This is a genomic window from Janthinobacterium sp. GW822-FHT07H11 (assembly GCF_058798615.1).
Map to the genome: position 1 here is coordinate 3,857,472 of NZ_CM179507.1, position 18,593 is coordinate 3,876,064.

An 18,593-nucleotide genomic window follows, 5' to 3' on the forward strand; every position below is an offset into this window, starting at 1 on the left:
CGGCCTCAGGCAGGGCCCTCTTGCTTCGCGTGCGCATGCACGGACCACAGCACGCCGGCCGTCAGCAGCAGCATGGCCGCCCATTCCAGCGGACGCGGCATGCGCTGCGCATGGATGAAGCCATACAGCAGCGCGAACAGCGTTTCCGACAGGATCAACTGGCCCGACAGGCTCACCGGCACCAGCCGCGAGGAGACGTTCCACAGGTAATTGGCGACCACGGAGGCGCCCAGCGCCAGCAGCATGCACACCAGCCAGAAGGCGCTCCAGTTGCGCGCCAGCGCGCCGCCACCGATCTCATCGACCTTGCCGGCGAGGTGCAGCGCCAGCGCTGCCGCGCCGACCAGCAGCGCGATCACGCCGCTGGCCAGCCCGTACAGCATGGACCATTCCACGCTGCTGAAGTGCGCATGGCGCTTCAGGAAACGGGCATTGTCGAGCGCATACCAGGTCCAGCAGGCGAGCGCCCCCACGGCGCACAGCACCCCGAGCAGCCTGTGGGCGACGTCGGCGCCGGCACCGGCGGCCGCATGGCCGAAGACATCGATATTGATGCAGGCGATGCCGGCCGCGACCACCAGCAGCGGCAGGGCCAGGCGGCGCAGCGGCAGCGAACCGTGGTCCCGGTGCCCCAGGATGGTCACGGTCAGCGGCAGCAAGCCGATGATCAGCGAGGTGGCCGCCACGCCGGCCAGCTTCACGCCGGAGGCCAGCAGCATGTAGTAGACGACATTGCCGGACAACGCCTGGCGCAGCATGGCCAGCCAGTCGCCGCGCCGCAGCCGGCGCAACAGCGGCAACAGGCGCGGCAGCATCAGGACGAGCGCCAGCATGCCATAGCAGGCATAGCGCCCCACCATCAGTTCGAGCGGGGAAAAGCCGGGCAGCAGTTCCGGCACAATGAAAACGGCGCCCCAGAAGGCGCCTGCCAGCACACCGAATACGATCCCACGCCACATGCCTGCCACTCTCTCGCTTCAAGAAAGGCGCCAGTATGGCATGCGGCGCGCGGTATCGCGCAATGGCGTCAGCGCTTGGCCAGCTGCCCGGGAATGAAATGCTCGCGCACTGCCTTTGCCAGCAAGTCCGGCGGCAGCAATCCCTGGCCCAGCAGGAAGTTGTTGAAGGCGAGCCGGTCGAATTTCGCGCCCAGGGCCAGTTCCGTTTCCGCACGCAATTGCAGGATGCGCGTATAGCCATAGAAATAGCTGCCGGCCTGGCCCGGCATGTTGAAGGTATAGCGGTCCAGTTCCTGGCGCGCCATGGCCTTCGACAGCATCACCTCGTCCGTCAGGATGCGGCCCGCCGCTTCGCGCGTGACCAGGCCCAGGTTCAGCATCGGGTCGAGCATGGCGCGCGCCGCGCGCAGCATGCGGAACTGCAGCGCGATGAACTGGCCTTCGGCCGGCTCGTAGGGAATCATCTCCGCTTCCGCATACAGGGCCCAGCCTTCCACGTTGACGCTGTTGAACGCGTACAGGCTGCGCGCCTGCGACACGCCACGCTCCACCATGGCGCTGAACTGCAGTTCGTGGCCGGGGCGGCCTTCATGTGCGCTCAGGGTCCATGCCGCGCCGGAGAAATTGAAATCGTCATACGCTTCGCCCTTGCCGCTGGCGGCCGGATTGCTGACCGTGAGGACAAACTGGCCATGCTCGCCCGTGTTGCCGATCAGCGGAGGCGGACGCATGTGCGGCGCCGGCTGGGCCGCCGATTCGGCGCTTGACGCCAGGCGCATGGTCATCGCGCGCTGCGGCACATCGACCACGCCGTGCTGGCGGATGCGCTCTTCCAGCTGCGTATTGACGCCCTTGTAGTGCGCCTCGAGCTGTTCGTCGGGGATGGAATCGCTTTTCAGCGCGCGCAGCACCTGGCGATAGTCGCTGCCATCGATGCCCTTCAGCGCCAGCTTGGCCGCCACCACGGGTGCCAGCGCCTGCATGGCGGCACGCGTTTCCAGGTAGGCCACCTCGGCCCGTTCCACCAGCGCGCGCGGCTCGATATCGATGCCCACCTGCTTCAGGCGGAACGCGTACAGCTCGGGCGCCATGCGGAAATCCGTGCGCGACAGGGGCAGCACGGTCTGCCGCTCCCAGGCCGCGTACTCGTTCAGTTGGCGCTCCATGGCGGCCAGCGCCGGTTCGGCGCCCGCGATCTTCATGTCGGCAAACAGCTTGCGGATGCCGGCGATATATGTCGGCACGTTTTCCAGCGACTGCTCCACCTGCAGGCGCACGGGGCCGGCCAGGCCTTTCTGGCCGACTTTTTCCGTGAAGCGCGCCTTGGCCTGCGCGGTGATCGGCGTGCTGCCCGGGTATTGCCCGACGTAGCGCTGCAGCCGTTCCAGCGCCTTGGCGCGGCGCGCGGCCGGGCGCTGTTCCTGCAGCAGGCTTTGCATGCTGCCGAACATCAGCTGGGGCACATCGAGCCACGGCAAGGTGTATTTCGCGTCAAGCTGCGCGCCCGCGATGTCACGCTCGACGGCGCCTATCAGGATGAGCAGGTCCTGGCGGACGCGCTCGTCCTTTTCCTTCGCCAGCCGCTGCTGCAGCGCGGCGCGCGCCTTCTGCATGGCCGCCACATAGCGTTCGGTGATCTTCGGCCCCAGGTCCGAAGCCAGACCGTCATACTGCGGCAAGCCCGTGTCGGAGGCACTCTCCGGCGAGAATTGCGCCTGCGCCTCGAGCACGATGGCGGCATTGCGGTTGCTGGCCTCGACCCAGGCCGATGATGCCGGGACGACGGCCGCGGCCGGCGCGGCAGCCATGGCGGGAGCGACGAATGCGCTGGCCAGCGCGGCGGCCAGCATGGTGGAGAATACGGTCCTGCACAATTTCGGGGAAACGGACATCGGGGATTTCCTTCCTGAGGTAAGCGATGAGCGAAGCGGCGAGTATCTGCCTGCCCCAGGCGACTGTCAATCGAGTGCGGGCAAATCCGAACAATGCCCGGCGGAGCGGCCGCGCGGCCCGGCAAAATTCGCCCCTGCGGCCACCGGCCATGTGCTCAGCGCTGCATGGCCGCCAGCGCCGGCAGGTTCCAGGGCGTCACGATCTGGATGGCCGACAGCGACACCGCCTGCTTCAAGGGCGGCAGCGCGCCGCGCGCCCTGAGAATATCCTGGCATGCGCGGCGCATGTCCTGCCCCAGGTCATGGTGCAGCACCGCCTGGACGGCCCCCGATTGCAGCAGCGCGCGGTTGTCCGCATCGAGGTCGTGGCCGATGAAGACCTGGCAAGCGCGCCCCGCCTCCGCGAAAGCCCGCACGATGGCGGCGTTGCCCCCGCCTATCGAATACACGGCGGCGATGCCGCGATGGCTGGCCAGCGCCTGCCGCACCAGCGTCCCCGTGGCGCCATCGATGCCATGACCTTCGCTGACTTGGACTATGCCCAGGTGGCGCTGATGTTCGCGCAACGCGCGCCGAAAGCCGATCTCGCGCTCCTCCTCGCCGTGAAAACGGTTGCTGCTCAGGGTGACCAGCACTTGCCGCCCCTTCGCGCGCCCCATCCACTGGCCTATCAGGTAGGCCGCCGTTTCGCCCGCCGCGCGGTTGTCCATGCCCACGTAGCTGCTGCGCGCGGAGCCGGGCAAGTCCGTCACCAGGGTCACCACGGGAATGCCGGCGGCAAGCAGCCGCCCGACCGCCGCCACGACCACGGGCAGGTCCGGCGCCTTCAGCAGCACGCCGTGGCTGCCATTTTTCCGGATGCGCTCCAGCAGCTCGACGATGCCATCGGCCTCCAGCGTTACATGCAGGTGAAAGCGCGAGCGCAATACGGCCGGATGCAGCGACGGCAGTTCCGCCTCCAGCGCCAGGCGCACCGCGTCGGTGAAGCGCTGCGGCGCCACCATCAGCACGTCGATCATGAACTTTTTGCCGGACAGGCCCACCTGCGCGCTTTGCCGCCCCAGTTCATCGAGCGCCTGCATCACGCGGCGCACCGTATTGGCGTGCACGCCGCCGCGCCGCTTGATGACACGGTCCACGGTGGCCACGCTGACGCCGGCCTGCAGCGCCACCACCTTGACCGGGAATGGGTGTGTCATGGGCAGCTCCGTGCGTATCGGTCGAGGATGCGCTGTTGATGGTTGTTTGATGGTTTTTTGATGGATTTTCTGATGAAAAATGCCGCTTCTCATCCCTATACTGATTGTACAGAACTTTAAAAAAGGAGACCCCGCATGAAAACCACCGTCGATGCCGCCCAGGCGCCGGCCGATGCCTTCTGGCTGTCGCAGCATGGCTGCCGACTGGAAGACTTCATCGGCATTGTCAGCAGGCACACCGACCCGGCCGACTATCCGCGCGCCGCGGCGGTCGCATCGGACATTCCCGTCTACGACTGCGACGCCGTGCGCCGGCTGGCATCGGGCACGGAGCCGCTGCGCGCGCTGCAGGCCGAATGGGGCAGCGCATTGATGAGCGGTCCCGGCGTGGTGCTGCTGAAACGCGCCGTCGACGATCTGGACACCCTGGAACAGGTCAATCGCGTCTTCCGCGAACTGATCGCGGAACAGCAGGCGGGCGGACGCGCCGGCGGCGACCATTTCGCCAGGCCGGGCGCGAATGAGCGCATCTGGAACGCGCAGCAAAAGCTGTGCCTGCGTGCGCCCGAAGCGTTTGCACGCTACTACGGCAATCCCGTGCTCGCATGGATGTGCGAAGCCTGGCTGGGGCCCGCCTACCAGATGACGGCGCAGGTAAATGTGGTCAATCCTGGCGGCGCCGCCCAGGCGCCGCACCGCGACTATCACCTGGGATTCCAGGGCGCCAGCGCATGCGCCGCCTACCCGGCGCATGTGCACCAGATGTCTTGCTTCCTCACCCTGCAGGGCGCCGTCGCCCATTGCGACATGCCGGTCGAATCGGGCCCCACCTTGTACTTGCCCTACTCGCAAAACTACCAGGCCGGGTATCTCGCCTGGCAGCAAGCGCCCTTCCGCGACTATTTTCAGCAGCATCACGTGCAGCTGCCGCTGGCCAGGGGCGACGCCGTCTTCTTCAATCCCGCCCTGTTCCATGCGGCCGGCCACAATCGCACGACGGACGTGCGGCGCACGGCCAATCTGCTGCAGGTGTCGTCGCCGTTCGGGCGCGCCATGGAAACGCTGGACCGCCGCGCCATGAGCGCCGCCCTGTATCCGGCCCTGCAGGCGCTGCATGCGCAAGGGGCGTTGACCGGCGATGGCGTCCGCCACGCGGTGGCCGCCTGCGCCGAAGGCTACGCCTTCCCCAGCAACCTCGATCGCGACCAGCCTGTCGGCGGCATGGCGCCGCCAACGCAGCAGCACCTCATGCTGCAGGCGCTGGAGGAAAGCTGGCCCGTGGCGCGTTTCATCGATGCCCTGGAGGGCAAGACCTGGCGGCAGCAGCCGTAAGGCGCCCTGCAGGAGCGCAGCCGGGGTTCCCTGCGGTGACGACAGGGCCGTTTCAGTACGCGAGGCCGTAGCCGAACTGGTACAGCGGATGGGCCGTGTCATACGGCACGTCCGATTTCTGCACCTGCACTTCGGCCATCGACGACGGCAGCTCGAACGGCAGCCTGCCCTGCGGCTTGGCCTTGCCCGTCAGGACATCGAACAGCGCGCCGTCGCTCACGCCGAAGTTGGCGACGATGGCGCTGGCCTTGTCCCGCACGTTGCCGAGGATGGCCGGACGGTCCAGGTACACGGTCACCACCGTCTTCGGCGCATATTTGGCCGCGTTCTTGATCGCCTCGTAGTCGGCGTTGCCGTCGACGTAATCGAGGCGGCCCTCGTGCTGCATGCTGCCGAAGATGTAGTTCGGGTGCAGGGTTTCATACGGCGCGGCCACGCGCAGCAGGGCCACGTCCGCTTCCTGCGGCGTGGTGACCACCGTGTAGCCATACTGTTTCGCCACGGCCGCATCGATGCCGTACAGGTAGACCTTCTTGACGGCGGCCGCCAGCGGCAAGACCTTGTCCTTGTTTTCCAGCAAGACCAGCGAGCGGCGCTGGGCATCCAGGCCCGCCTCGACGAATTCCGCCTTGCCCACCGTGCTGGCCGCCTTGGCCGCATCGACAAACGGGTGCTCGAACAGGCCCTGCTTGAATTTCTGGACCAGGATGCGCCGCGCCGAGGCGTTGATGCGCGCTTCCGTCAGCTGCCCCCGCTGCACGGCTTGCGTCAGGTAGGGCGCTTCCGTCACGCCGCCGAACTGGTCCATCCCCGCCGTCACGGCCTTCACATAGCGCTCGGCCTTGGTGGCGTCTTCCATGCCCCACGGCGTGCCGAAACCGATGAACGACGGCGCCACGCCGGCCGGCGTGCCGTTGCGGCAGTTGGCGTCGCAGTCGGACGTGATGCCCCAGTCGGACAGGATCACGCCCTCGAAGCCGTACTTGCCGCGCAGCAAGTCCGTCAGCAAGGCCTTGCTGAAACCGGCGCCCACCTGCTCCAGGGTGATGCCGTCGACGGTGATATTACCGTCTGGCATGGCGTAAGTCGGCATGACGGAAGCCGCCTTGGCCGTGAACGCCCCTTCGAACGGCTTGACGTGGTAGGCAAAATTGGTGCCCGGATAGGTCATGTAGCGGCCATAGTAATTGTGGCCGTCAAAGCCCTCTTTCGTGGCGCCATAGCCGACCCAGTGCTTGACGACGGCCACCACGCTGCCGTCATGCAAGCCCGTGTTGCCATCCTGGAAGCCCTCGATATAGTGCTGCACCATGCGTCTGGCCAGGTCCGCGTCTTCGCCAAAGGTGCCGTTGATGCGCGCCCAGCGCGGTTCCGTGGCCAGGTCCGCCTGTGGCGACAAGGCCTGCGTGATGCCGACGGCCAGGTATTCCTGGCGCGCGATGTCGCCGAAGCGGCGCACCAGCGCATCGTCGCCGATGGCGGCCAGGCCCAGGGTTTCCGGCCATTGCGAGAAACCGGAAGTAGCCGCGCTGGCGCCCACCGCGTACTGGAAATGGTGGCGCGGGTCCGTGCTGATGGAAACGGGAATGCCATGGCGCGACGTTTCGCTCAGGGCCTGCACCTTGTTGTACTGGGCCGCCATATTGGCCGTATCGCCCGCCATGCGGGTAATGAAGGTGTTGACGTACTGCCTGACGATCAGCTCCTGCAGGGCTGCGAGGTCATACGCCCCGCCCAGGCCGATGCCGGACGGGTCGGACACGGTGGGCGCCGTGCCGTGCATCATCAGGCCCGCCTTTTCATCGAGCGTCATGCGCGACAGCAGGTCGTCGGCGCGCTCCTCGGCCGGCAGGCGCCAGTCCTCGTACGGGTCGATCTTGCCGCTGCGGTTCATGTCCTTGAAGGTATAGCCGTCAACCTTCAGCTGGGCGTAGCTGGTGGCGCCGAACACGGGCTGCGTGTATCCCGCGCTGCCGGTGTCGCTGTTGCCGCAGGCGGCCAGGGCAAGCGTGGCGACGCCGCCGGCGACCACGCGGGCCATCGGTTTCAAAGTGCATTTCATCATGATCTCCAAGACTGTTTTTGTAGGTATCCAGGTGGCATCAGGGCCAGCCCGAAATCAATATAGCGTGAGAATGCGTGAGTTTCTTGACCGCGCAGCACGCGTTTTATACCCGCGAGAACAATTTTTACTGAGATCACACAACAACCAACAATCTCCTACAAAGTGCTAATATTTGTGAAAAATTACTACAACAAGCAGAATAAGCAGAATAAGCAGGAGGCAGCCTTGCACAAACCCGATACGCGCACGGTCTCGAACCGGGTCGCGCAGCAATGCGCGCGCGCCATGCAGGCCGATGGCCACGATCCCGCCGACTTTTTCCGCCATACGGGCATCACGCCGGCGCAACTGGACGAGCCGGGCGGCCGCATCAACGCCGAGCGGCACCGCCGCATGACGGCCTACGCCCAGCAGCTGCCGCAGCACCGGGGCCTGCTCGATCTCGATGTCACGCACTGGTTCGCGCACTACCCGGGCATCGCCCACGTCTGCTTCAACCGCCCCACCCTGCGCGGCGCGCTGCACGAACTGCTGCACCTGCGCGGCCTGATCGGCGAATTCGACTTCATGCTGATGAGCGAAAATGGCGCGCGCATCGAGATCGAATACCTGTCCGAATTCTGCGCCAGGGGCGGTGCCATGCAGGCGCTGGCCAATTTCCGCATGCTGTCGCTGGTGGCGCGCGCCTATGACGATGGCGCGGCCACCGCCTTCCATGCCGGCTTCCAGGGCAAGGCGCCGTGGTTCGCGCCGGCCATTGCCGAGTGCTTCGGTGCCAGCGCCGCCTTCGGCCAGGCGCGCAACACCCTGACGTTCGAGTCTGCGGCGCTGGACCGGCCCTTCGCCCAGTTCAACGCCATGCTGGCGCCGCACGCGCTGCGCCACGCGCAGGGGCAATTGCAGCAGTTGCAGGGAGCGCAGCTGTTTTCGGCCCGCGTGGAGCAGGCCATCATCGATTTGCTGGGCCGGCAAGGCGCAGGCGACACCGATGGCGCCGCGCTGCTGCCGGCCCTGTGCGACGGCCTGGCGATGAACCGCTGGACCCTGCAGCGCCAGCTGCAGCAGGAGCAGACCTCGTTCCGCGCGCTGGAGCTGCGCGCGAAAAGCCGCGAATCGCGCCGTTTGCTGCGCGAAACGCGCCTGAGCGTGGCGGAAATCGGCGAGCGCCTGGGCTTTTCCTCGCAAAGCGCGTTCACCCGCTTCTTCAAGACCCAGTTCGCGCTGCCGCCGGCGCGCTACCGGCAGGATGCAGCCGGAGCCTAGAGAAAAAGACAAGCAGCAAGAAACAAGCAACAATCAACAAACAACAAACAACAAACAACAAACAACAAACAACAAACAACAAGCAAACCGGCAAACCACGAAACGGCCCAAGTCAAGGAGACAGGCTCCCCGGGCCAAGCGGACCTGAAAAATGTCGAGGGCAAGGCGCAGCGACGCAGACAGTACGCAAGTACGGCAAGGAAGCTGCAACGCCGCCATCGGCATGTTCTCAGGCCCGCGTCTCCGGCCCGCTATTCAAGCTATACAGCCTGCGGCCGTATTCTGAACCAGATCGCGTACATGGCGGGCAGAAACACCAGGGTCAGCACCGTGCCGGCAAACGTGCCGCCGATCAGGGTATAGGCCAAGGTCCCCCAGAACACCGAATAGGTGAGCGGGATGAAGGCCAGGATGGCCGCCAGCGCCGTGAGGATCACCGGCCTGGCCCGCTGCACGGTCGCTTCGACGACGGCATCGAAAGGCGCCAGCCCGGCCGCCTCGTTATGGTGGATCTGGCCGATCAGGATCAAGGTATTGCGCATCAAGATGCCCGACAGGGCGATCAGGCCGACCAGCGCGTTGATGCCGAACGGCTGCTGGAACAGGATCAGGGTGGGTACGACGCCGATCAGGCCCAGGGGACTGGTCAGGAAGACCATGACCATGGCCGCCATCGAGCGCACCTGCAGGATGATCATCAGCAAGGTCAACGCCAGCATGATGGGGAACAGGGGCAGCATGGCCTGCGTCGCCTTGGCCGATTCCTCGATCGAGCCGGCCTGCTCGATGCGGTAGCCGCCTGGCAGCTTGTCGATGATGGGCCGCAGCTGCGCCGTGATGGCGCCCGACACGTCCGGCGGCTGCATGCCGTCGGCGATGTCGCCGCGCACCGTGATCGTCGGCTGGCGATCTCTCCGGCGCATCACCGGTTCTTCCCAGCGTACCTCCACGGCCCCCACCTGCGACAGCGCGATGCGCTCGCCATTCGCACCGGCCAGGGTCAGGTCGGCGATACGGGCCGGGTCCAGGCGCATGTCGCCGGCCGCGCGCGCCACCACCTGCACCGTGCGGATATCTTCGCGCACGGCGGTGACGGGCACGCCGCTGAGCAAAAACTGCAGTTGCTGCGCCACGGCGCCCGAACTCAGCCCCATGGCCTGCAAGCGCTCCTGCTGCAGGCTGAAATGCAGGGTGGGCGTGCGCGTGCCCCAGTCGGTATTGACGGTGCGCATCATCGGACTGGCCTGCATCACGCGCCGCACCTCGTCGGCGATGCCGCGCAGCACCTCGGGGTCCGGGCCGCTGACCCGGTAGGCGACGGGAAACGGCGAATACGGGCCGAACACCAGCTGCGTGACGCGCACGCGCGCCTCCGGCGCCAGGCCGGCGGCAACGGCCCCGCGCAAGCGCTGCCTGAGGCTGTCGCGCGCCTGCTGGCTGTCGGTGCGCACGACGATCTTGGCAAACGAAGGATCGGGCAATTCCGGCCCCATCGCCAGGTAAAAGCGCGGCGCCCCCTGGCCAACATAGGCCGTGACGATCTTCGCCTCGGGCTGGCGCGCCAGCCAGGCTTCCACTTTCGCCGCCGCACCGCTGGTCTGCCCGATCGCGCTGCCGTAAGGCAGTTGCACTTCGATCAGCACTTCAGGACGGTCGGAGACGGGGAAAAACTGCTTCTTGACGATGGCCATGCCCAGCACGGCCAGCACGAACAGGCCGATCACGCTGGCGAACACCAGCCATTTGCGGGCGATCACGCGTCCCAGCAGGCGGCGAAAGCGGTGGTAGCGCGGCGTGTCGTACAGCGCATCATGGCCGCCGGCGACCTTGTTCAGCTCGGGCAGCAGCTTGACGCCCAGGTAAGGCGTAAACACCACCGCCACCACCCATGAGGCGATCAGCGCGATGCCGACGATCCAGAACATATTGCTCGTGTACTCGCCGGCGCTGGAGCGGGCAAAGCCGTTGGGCATGAAGCCGACGGCCGTGACCAGGGTGCCGGCCAGCATGGGCGCGGCCGTATGGCTCCACGCATAGGCGGAGGCGGCGATGCGGCTGTAGCCCTCCTCCATTTTCACGACCATCATCTCGATGGCGATGATGGCATCGTCCACCAGCAGGCCGAGGCCCAGGATCAGGGAACCGAGGGTGATGCGGTCGAAATTCTTGCCGGTCGCGGCCATTACGATGAACACGACGGCCAGGGTCAGCGGCACGGCGGCGGCCACGACGATGCCGACGCGCCAGCCCATGCTGACAAAGCACACCAGCATCACCACCAGCAGCGCGGCAAGGAACTTGAGCATGAATTCATCGACGGCCGCGCCGATATTGACAGCCTGGTCGGTGACCTTGGCCAGGCTCATGCCGAGCGGCATTGCCGTGCCGATGGCCGTCACTTCCCGCTCCAGCGCCTTGCCCAGGTCCAGGCCGTTCCAGCCCTCGCGCATGACCACGCCCAGCAGCAGCGCAGGCTCGCCGCCATTGCGCACCAGGAAGCTGGCCGGGTCCTCGTGGCCGCGGCGCACGGTGGCGATATCGGACAGGGCCACCGTGCGCCCCTGCGCCACCACGGGCGTGTCACGGATCTTTTGCAGCGCGTCGAGCGCGCCGTCGAGGCGGATGAACACTTGCGGCCCCCGCGTCTGGACCGAACCGGCCGGCGTGAGCGCATTCTGGCCGTGCAGCGCCGCAAACACATCCTGTGCCCGCACGCCCAGGGTGGCCAGGCGCTCCTGCGAAAACTCCACATAGATCCGTTCGGCCTGCTCGCCGATGATATTGACCTTTTTGACGCCCGGCACGTGCAGCAGGCGCTGGCGCAAGGTTTCCGCCTCGCGCACCAGCAGGCGCTGCGGCTCGCCCCGCGCCTTGAGCGCAAACAGGGCAAAGGTGACGTCCGCGTATTCGTCGTTGATCATGGGGCCGATGACGCCGGCCGGCAGATTGGCCGCCTCGTCGCCGGCCTTCTTGCGCGCCTGGTAGAACTCGGCCTGCACCTGCCCGGGCGGCGTGCTGTCGAGCAGAGTCAGTGTCGTGAACGCCAGGCCCGGCGTGGTATAGGTTTCGGCGCGCTCGTACCAGCGCAGCTCCTGCAGGCGCTTTTCGATCTTTTCCGCCACCTGGTCCTGCATTTCGCGCGCGCTGGCGCCGGGCCAGGCGGTGACGATGGTCATCACCTTGACCGTGAAGGCCGGGTCTTCCGCCCGTCCCAGCTGGAAGAAGGACAAGAAGCCGGCCAGCGATATCAGGCAGATCAGGAACAGGGTGACGGAACGCTCGCGCACGGCCAGCGCCGACAGGTTGAAGCCGGCGCTCATGGCCGCGCTCCCGCGCCCGCCCGCTCCAGCGCCACCTGCTCGCCGTCGCGCAGCAGGTGGGCGCCCAGCGCGACGATGCGCTCGCCGCTTTTCAGCTGGCCGCTGACGTCGGCGCCGTCATCGTGCAGGCGGCGCACCTTGACGGGCCGCCAGGCCAGGCGCGCCGGCTCGCCCTGGATCAGCCACACGCCCGGCCCCTTTCCGGCGTCGTGCAGGGCCGCGAGCGGCACCCGTACGGCATCGCCGGCATCGGCGCTGCCGGCGATGCGCACCGTGACGGTGGCGCCCAGTGGCGCGCTTGAGAGCGCCGCGTCGAGCACATAGCGCGCCTCGAAGGTGCGCGTTTGCCGGTCCGCGTTCTGCGACAGCTGGCGCAAGGTGGCTGGCACGCTGGCGCCCTGCCGGCCAAACAGCGTGGCCTGGGCGGTCGAACCCAGTGCCGGGCGCAGGGTTTCCGGCAGCTGGATCGCCGCTTCGCGCCGCCCGTCATGGACCAGGCGCACGGCCGGCTGCCCGGCGGCGAGCACCTGGCCCGGTTCGGCCAAGGTATCCGTCACGATGCCGTCGGCATCGGCCAGCAGCACCGCGTAGCGCAGCGCATTGCGCGCCACTTCGGCCTGGGCCTCGGCGGCCTTGAGCTGGGCCGCCGCGGCGTCGGCCAGCGCCCTGACCTGGTCGTAGGCTGAGGCCGAGATGGCGCCGGTGCCGCGCAGGTCGCGGTAGCGCGCCTCCTCGTCAGCCGTCTGGCGCGCGCGGGCGCGCTCGGCCGTGACCGCGTCCTGGCGTGCCTGGGCCAGCAGTTGCAAGTCTTGCGCATCGAGGCGCATCAGGGCCTGGCCGCGCCGCACGGCCTGGCCGGCATCGACCAGGCGCTCCTGCACCTTGCCGGCGACGCGGAATCCCAGCTCGCTTTGCACGCGTGGCGCGACCACGCCGGTAAAGCTACGCGCGCCCGATTCGGCACCCTGCACCGTGACGGCGCGCACCAGCGGCATGGCACTGCGGGGATCGGCTTGCGCCTTCTCGCCGCAGGCGGTCAGCCCCAGGGACAAGGCCAGGGGCAAGGCGGAGATGACAGCGGATGAAGCAAGACGGCGCCAGCGCATAAGAATCCCGTGAACGAATTGAACAGGGTTCTCATTCTGGTACTAGTGACCAAATAAGTCAACAGTCACAAACCAGCATTGCGATCAGGGTGACAAGCTGCGCAACACCAGGCTGGACAACTGTACCGGCGCCGTCTCGCTGGTCTCCAGGCTGTGCTGCAGCAGCAAGGGATTGACGTAGGGACGCATCACCAGGTAGATCGCGCTGGCCGTTTCGTCGAGCGGCGTCTTGCGCTCGAAGTCGCCCGTCTTGCGGCCCTGCTGCAGGATATCCTGCAGCAGCGCACCCATGGCCAGCTCATAGGCCTGCACGGCAGGCCAGCGCCCGGTGGCGGCCGAGGCGGCGATGTCGTACAGCTTGCGGTCCTGGAAGAACAGCCGCAGGCTGGCCTCGACGCTGGCCTTGAACATGCGCCGCAGCTTCTCTGGCGGCTGGCCGGCGGCGTCCACCGCGGCTCTCACCTCGGTTTCGATCTGCCGCAGGCAGTTGCCGCAGATATGCTCGCCGATGGCTTGCTTGGACTCGAAGAACTTGTAGATATACGCCTTGGAAAAGCCGATGGCCTTGGCCAGGTCGGACACGGTGGTCTTTTCATAGCCATACAGGCTGAAATATTCGGTGGCGGCGGCGACGATCTGGTCGCGCACGTCGTGGCCGGCCGGGCCGCGCGCAGGGGTCGGTAGTTCGGGTGTGATGGAATTCATGGCGACAGCTTAACGCGCCACGCCAAAATGCACAATAAGTGACCAAACTGTATTATAGTCACTCACCATTCCATTTTTGACGAACAGGACGATCCCATGCCCATCCCGCCCATCGCGCCCCTTGTGCGCCTCCCCCTCATGCTGCTTGCCGCCGGTGTGGCGGCCGGTTGCACCGCCGGCGCCGATTACCAGCGGCCCGCGCTGCCGCAAGCGGCGCAGTATCTGCACCAGTCGGCAGTCGGCTTGCGCCAGGATGCCGATGCGGCCGAACTGCAGCAGTGGTGGACGGCGTTTGGCGATCCGCGCCTGACCCGGCTGGTGACGCTGGCATTGGCGCAAAACCTCGACCTGGCACAGGCGGCGGCCAGGGTGCGGCAGGCGCGCGCGGCGCTGGGCGCGGCCGACGCCGCCCTGCTGCCCTCGGGCGATCTCGATGGCCAGACCGCGCGCGCCTATCAATCGGTGCAGACGCCGCTGGGCAAGGTGCTCGATGCCACGCCCGGATTCGCGCGCGCCGGCAGCGCGCACGAAGTCCAGCTGGCAGCGTCGTGGGAACTCGACCTGTTCGGCGGCCTGCGCCGCGAACGTGAAGCGGCGCGCGCCGACTACGAGGCGACGGCAGCGGGATGGGCGGCGGCGCGGCTGGCCGTGGCGGCGCAGACGGCCGACTTGTACCTGACCATCCAGGGCCTGCACACGCGGCTCGCCCTGGCGCGCAGGCAGGTCGACACCCAGGCGGCGGCGCTGGACATCGCCGCGCTGTTGTACGGCAAGGGGCTGCTGAACGAGCCGGCGCTGCGGCAGGCCGAAGCATCGCTGGCGCAGGCGCGCGCGGCCATGCCGGGCCTGGAAACGGCGCGCGACGTGGCACTGCATGCGCTCGACGTGATGCTGGGCGCGGCGCCCGGCAGCCATGGCCAGGAACTGCCCGCCAGCGCCATCATCGCGCTCGCGCCGCGCATCACGGCCGGCGCTACGCCGGGAGACCTGCTGCGGCGCCGGCCCGACCTGATCGCGGCCGAGCGGCGCCTGGCCGCAGCCAGCGCGCGCACCGGCGCGCAAATGGCCGAGTATTATCCCAAGCTGGGCCTGGGCGCCCTGCTCGGCAGCGCCACCGCCGGCGGCACCCTGTTCGGCAGCGGCTCCGGCCAGGCCGCGGGCGTACTCGGGCTGCGCTGGCGCCTGTTCGATTTTGGCCGCATCGCTGCGCAGATCGACGCCGCCCGGGGCCAGGAAGCCGAGCTGCTGGCGGCCTACCGGCTGGCCGTGCTGCATGCCACGGAAGACGTGGAGAATGCCTGTTCGGCATTGCTCGGCCACGAACGGCAGGCAGGCCTGCTGGCGCAAAGCGTCGATGCGCTCGGGCACGCGCGCGCCTCCGCGCTGGCGGCCTTTCAGAAAGGAGCGATCAGCCGCGACGAGGTGCTGCAGGCCGAGGCCCGGCTGTTGCGGGCCGAGGATGCGCGCGCGCAGGCGCAAACGGCCGCCGCGCGCGCCGCCGTCGCCACCTACAAGGCGCTGGGCGGCGGCTGGCAGACATCCGCGCCCGCGGCCCTGGCGGCGCGGTAAAACCGGGACAGCGCTCAGAAAAAGTGGCGCATCCCCGCCATCACGCCGTTCTGCGTGCGCCCAGCGCCCACGGTGCCGCCCGCGTCCAGCGCCACGGCAGCCGCGCCGTCGTTGTCCATGCGGCCGACGGCGCCGTAGACGGCCGTGCGCTTGGACAGGTGATACGTCAGGCGCATGGTCGCCAGGGTGGCATCGTTCGCACTGTCCTTGACGGCCAGTTTGGCCACCTGGCCATCCAGCACCAGCGCGGGGGCCAGCGGATACGCGACGCCGAAGTACAGCAGCTGCGAGTCGACCGGCCCCGTGGCGGCGCGGATCGTGCGGTCGATGATGCCGCCGCCGATTTTCAGCTGGCCGGCCATGGCGTAGGCGCTGGCGATCACGCGGCGGTCGAAATGGCGGCTCGACGTCAGGCCGTTGGCCGCGCCCGCGTTGCCGTACAGGATGTCGTACGACGCCGTGGCGCCATAGCGGCCCGTGTCGTAGCCGAGCAAGGCGGTGATCTGGCGGCAAGCCTTGGCATTGCCCGCCACCTCACCCGCGCAGCCCGTGGCGGCCGGCCCGCCCGCCGCCGAGGCGTCGCGCCCCAGGCTGTAGGTGGCGCCCACGGTCACATTGGAAAACGTGCCCAGGTAGCCGATGGCGTTGTCGCTGCGGGCGTTGGGCAGGTACAGATCGAGGCTGCTGATGGAAAACAGGGCCGGGCCCATGATGTCGGACTTTTGCGTGGCCCAGAACGACATATTCATTTGCCGCCCCAGCATCACGCTGCCATAGCGCCCCTTCAGGCCCACCCACGACTGGCGGCCGAACAGGCGTCCGCCCTGCCCCGCGATGCCCGTATCGACGCCGAAGCCCGATTCCAGCGTGAAGATCGCCTGCAGGCCGCCGCCCAGGTCTTCCACACCCTTGAAACCGAAGCGCGACGGCAGTGAGCCCGTGAGCGTCGGCATTTTCACCTGGCTGTCGCCGGCCGCATTGACATTGCTCGTGTAAGCCACGGAGCTGTCCAACACGCCGTACAGGGTGACGCCGCTTTGCGCGGATGCGGTGCCGCAGGCGCACGCGCCCAGCAGCGCCATGGTGATGGCCTTGATTTTTCTCATGCTTGTCTCCGTTTTTTGGTTTGTATTGTTTTATTCGGCGTCTGGCTGCGCATCCGGGTGCGCCTGCCGGAACGCCGGCAGCGCCTCGCAGTGCGCGACGATGCGGCGTATCACCGGATACAAGGCCAGGTCGCACTGGAAGCGCAGCGCGTTGTACACCTGCGGCACCAGGCAGCAGTCGGCCAGGGTCGGCGTGTCGCCATGGCAGAACAGGCCCGTGTGGGGACTATTTGCCAGCTGCGCTTCCAGCGCGGCCAGGCCCAGATGGGTCCAGTGCTGGTACCACGCATTCTTCTGCTCCTGCGACAGGGCCAGGGGCCCCGTCAGGTAATTGAGGACGCGCAGGTTGTTGAGCGGGTGGATGTCGCAGGCGCACACCATGGCCAGCTGGCGCACGCGGGCGCGGCCAGCCGCATCGGCCGGCAGCAGTTTTTGGCCCGCCTGCGTCTCGTCCAGGTACTCGATGATGGCCAGCGATTGCGTCAGCACGGCGCCGCCGTCCTCCAGCACGGGCAGCAGCTGCTGCGGGTTCAGGCTGGAAAACGCGGGCGTGAACTGCTCGCCGCCATGGCGGCTCAGGTGCACATAGGCCGTGTCGGCATGCAGCTGTTTCAGGTTCAGCGCGATGCGCACGCGGTAGGACGCGGAACTGCGGTAATAGCCATGCAATTTCATACGGTGCTCTCTTTCAGAGTAGCGGGAATGGCGCCGGCGGCAGTCCTGGCGCGCATCAGGCGTCCCATGGCCAGCAGCGCCAGGGAGGCCAGCACGGCGGGAATGGCCAGCAAAAAGAAAATGGTTTCGTTATCGAGTTTCAGGGTCAGCATCAGGCCGCCGGCCATGGAACCGAGCACGGAGCCGCTGCGGCCCACGGCAGCGGCCCAGCTGACGCCCGTGGCGCGGCTCGACGTGGGGTAGAAGGCGGCCGCCAGCGCATTGGCGCCCACTTGCGAGCCGCTCACCCCAAAGCCCACGCCAAACACGGCCAGCACCAGCAAGGCCAGGCTGCTGCCCGACAGGGCCACGACGACGATGCAGCCGGCGGCCGCCAGGTAGGCGATGCTCAGCACTTTATGCGGGCTATGGCGGTCCATCCAGCGGCCCAGCAGGATGGCGCCGACGGTGCCGCCCACCTGGAACATCATCGTCACCAGCGAGGCGTTCGACAGGGACAGGCCATTGCCGTTAAGCAAAGTCGGCATCCAGCTCGACAGCAGATAGATGATCAATAAGCTCATGAAAAACGTGGACCACAGCAGCAGGGTGCCGCCGATGACGCCGGGGCGGAACAATTCCGCCATGGGCGAGCCGGCCAGCTTCTTGTCGCTGACGACCAAATGCGGCAAGGCGGCCACGGTGGGTGCGATGCGGCGCATGATGGTCTGGCTGCCGTCGCGGCCTTTCAGTACGAGCCAGCGCAGGGATTCGGGCAGCGCCAGCAGCAGCACGGGCACCAGCAGCAGCGGCAAGGCGCCGCCCAGCATCAGCACGCCGCGCCAGCCGATCAGGTGCAGCAGCTGCGCCGAAGCCAGGCCACCGAGCGCCGAACCGATGGTAAAGCCGCAAAACATCATGGTCACGAGGCCGGAACGGCGCCGCTGCGGGCAGTATTCGGACGTCATGGTCACGGAAGTGGGCATGGCGCCGCCCAGGCCCAGGCCCGTCAAGAAGCGCAGCACCAGCAGCATCGTCAAGTCCGTCGACCAGGCCGACAGCAGGCTGGCCGCGCCAAAGAACGCGACGGAGACGATCAGCACGGGGCGGCGGCCGTAGCGGTCCGCCAGGGGGCCGAACAAAAACGAGCCGGCCATCAGGCCAAACAGACCGGCGCCGAACAGGGGCGCCAGCGCGGCGGGCGTCAAGCCCCATTCGGCGCGGATGGCGGGCGCGATGAAGCCGATCGAGGCCGTGTCGAAGCCGTCGATGGCGACGATGAGAAAGCATAGCCAGAGGATCAGCTTCTGGTAGCGGGAAAACGGGTGGCTGTCGAGGAAGTGCTGGACGTCGGTGCCGGCGTGGGTAGTCATTATCTTGTCTCCGTTATTGTTGTTCGTTTGGGCTGCGCGATCTGTGCCGC

The 18,593-nt window shown here is 67.4% G+C and carries 13 protein-coding genes; 3 read left to right on the forward strand and 10 right to left on the reverse strand.

The genetic code is table 11. The features are described from left to right. Positions 1-5 precede the first annotated feature (5 nt). From AC3RCJ_RS17030 to AC3RCJ_RS17040, 3 genes are all read right to left on the reverse strand, one after another. Positions 6-959 carry a DMT family transporter gene (locus AC3RCJ_RS17030; protein WP_492958588.1) on the reverse strand — a complete coding sequence of 318 codons (954 nt, stop codon included), beginning with the start codon at positions 957-959 and terminating at the stop codon, positions 6-8. Between the two features lie 68 nt (positions 960-1,027). Further along, positions 1,028-2,851: a DUF885 domain-containing protein gene (locus AC3RCJ_RS17035; protein WP_492958586.1), complete on the reverse strand. Its 1,824-nt coding sequence runs from the start codon at positions 2,849-2,851 to the stop codon at positions 1,028-1,030. Between the two features lie 155 nt (positions 2,852-3,006). Beyond that, positions 3,007-4,050 carry a LacI family DNA-binding transcriptional regulator gene (locus tag AC3RCJ_RS17040; protein WP_492958584.1) on the reverse strand — a complete coding sequence of 348 codons (1,044 nt, stop codon included), beginning with the start codon at positions 4,048-4,050 and terminating at the stop codon, positions 3,007-3,009. A 135-nt stretch (positions 4,051-4,185) separates the two neighbouring features. Here AC3RCJ_RS17040 and AC3RCJ_RS17045 point away from each other — a divergent pair, with 135 nt between their 5' ends. Continuing rightward, positions 4,186-5,382 (forward strand): phytanoyl-CoA dioxygenase family protein, encoded by a 1,197-nt coding sequence (locus AC3RCJ_RS17045; protein WP_492958582.1) that lies wholly within the window; start codon positions 4,186-4,188, stop codon positions 5,380-5,382. Positions 5,383-5,434: 52 nt separating this feature from the next. Here the strand turns inward: AC3RCJ_RS17045 and AC3RCJ_RS17050 are convergent, their stop codons facing one another. Next, the gene (locus tag AC3RCJ_RS17050; protein ID WP_492958580.1) at positions 5,435-7,447 is read right to left on the reverse strand and encodes a glycoside hydrolase family 3 protein; all 2,013 of its coding nucleotides are present in this window, start codon (positions 7,445-7,447) and stop codon (positions 5,435-5,437) included. A gap of 225 nt (positions 7,448-7,672) precedes the next feature. Between AC3RCJ_RS17050 and AC3RCJ_RS17055 the strand changes: the two genes are divergently transcribed. Further along, on the forward strand, positions 7,673-8,710 hold the full coding sequence (locus tag AC3RCJ_RS17055) for a helix-turn-helix transcriptional regulator (protein ID WP_492958578.1): 1,038 nt from the start codon (positions 7,673-7,675) through the stop codon (positions 8,708-8,710). Between the two features lie 260 nt (positions 8,711-8,970). Here the strand turns inward: AC3RCJ_RS17055 and AC3RCJ_RS17060 are convergent, their stop codons facing one another. The 3 genes from AC3RCJ_RS17060 to AC3RCJ_RS17070 form a co-directional block, all read right to left on the reverse strand. Then, on the reverse strand, positions 8,971-12,030 hold the full coding sequence (locus AC3RCJ_RS17060; protein ID WP_492958576.1) for an efflux RND transporter permease subunit: 3,060 nt from the start codon (positions 12,028-12,030) through the stop codon (positions 8,971-8,973). Beyond that, complete coding sequence (locus AC3RCJ_RS17065; RefSeq protein ID WP_492958574.1) at positions 12,027-13,136, reverse strand: efflux RND transporter periplasmic adaptor subunit; 1,110 nt, start codon at positions 13,134-13,136, stop codon at positions 12,027-12,029. Before AC3RCJ_RS17065 ends, AC3RCJ_RS17060 begins: the two co-directional genes overlap by 4 nt. Positions 13,137-13,220: 84 nt before the next feature. Then, entirely contained in the window at positions 13,221-13,841 is a 621-nt protein-coding gene (locus tag AC3RCJ_RS17070; RefSeq protein ID WP_492958572.1) for a TetR/AcrR family transcriptional regulator, read from the reverse strand. Between the two features lie 96 nt (positions 13,842-13,937). Here AC3RCJ_RS17070 and AC3RCJ_RS17075 point away from each other — a divergent pair, with 96 nt between their 5' ends. Next, positions 13,938-15,410 (forward strand): efflux transporter outer membrane subunit, encoded by a 1,473-nt coding sequence (locus AC3RCJ_RS17075; protein ID WP_492958570.1) that lies wholly within the window; start codon positions 13,938-13,940, stop codon positions 15,408-15,410. A gap of 14 nt (positions 15,411-15,424) precedes the next feature. On the opposite strand, the gene AC3RCJ_RS17080 is transcribed toward AC3RCJ_RS17075, so the two are convergent. From AC3RCJ_RS17080 to AC3RCJ_RS17090, 3 genes are read right to left on the reverse strand one after another with little or no spacing between them, the layout of a single operon-like run. Further along, positions 15,425-16,516: a porin gene (locus AC3RCJ_RS17080; RefSeq protein WP_492958568.1), complete on the reverse strand. Its 1,092-nt coding sequence runs from the start codon at positions 16,514-16,516 to the stop codon at positions 15,425-15,427. Between the two features lie 30 nt (positions 16,517-16,546). Further along, positions 16,547-17,191 (reverse strand): maleylacetoacetate isomerase, encoded by a 645-nt coding sequence (gene maiA / locus AC3RCJ_RS17085; protein ID WP_492958566.1) that lies wholly within the window; start codon positions 17,189-17,191, stop codon positions 16,547-16,549. After that, on the reverse strand, positions 17,188-18,543 hold the full coding sequence (locus AC3RCJ_RS17090) for an MFS transporter (RefSeq protein WP_492958564.1): 1,356 nt from the start codon (positions 18,541-18,543) through the stop codon (positions 17,188-17,190). Before AC3RCJ_RS17090 ends, maiA begins: the two co-directional genes overlap by 4 nt. Between the last annotated feature and the right edge of the window lie 50 nt (positions 18,544-18,593).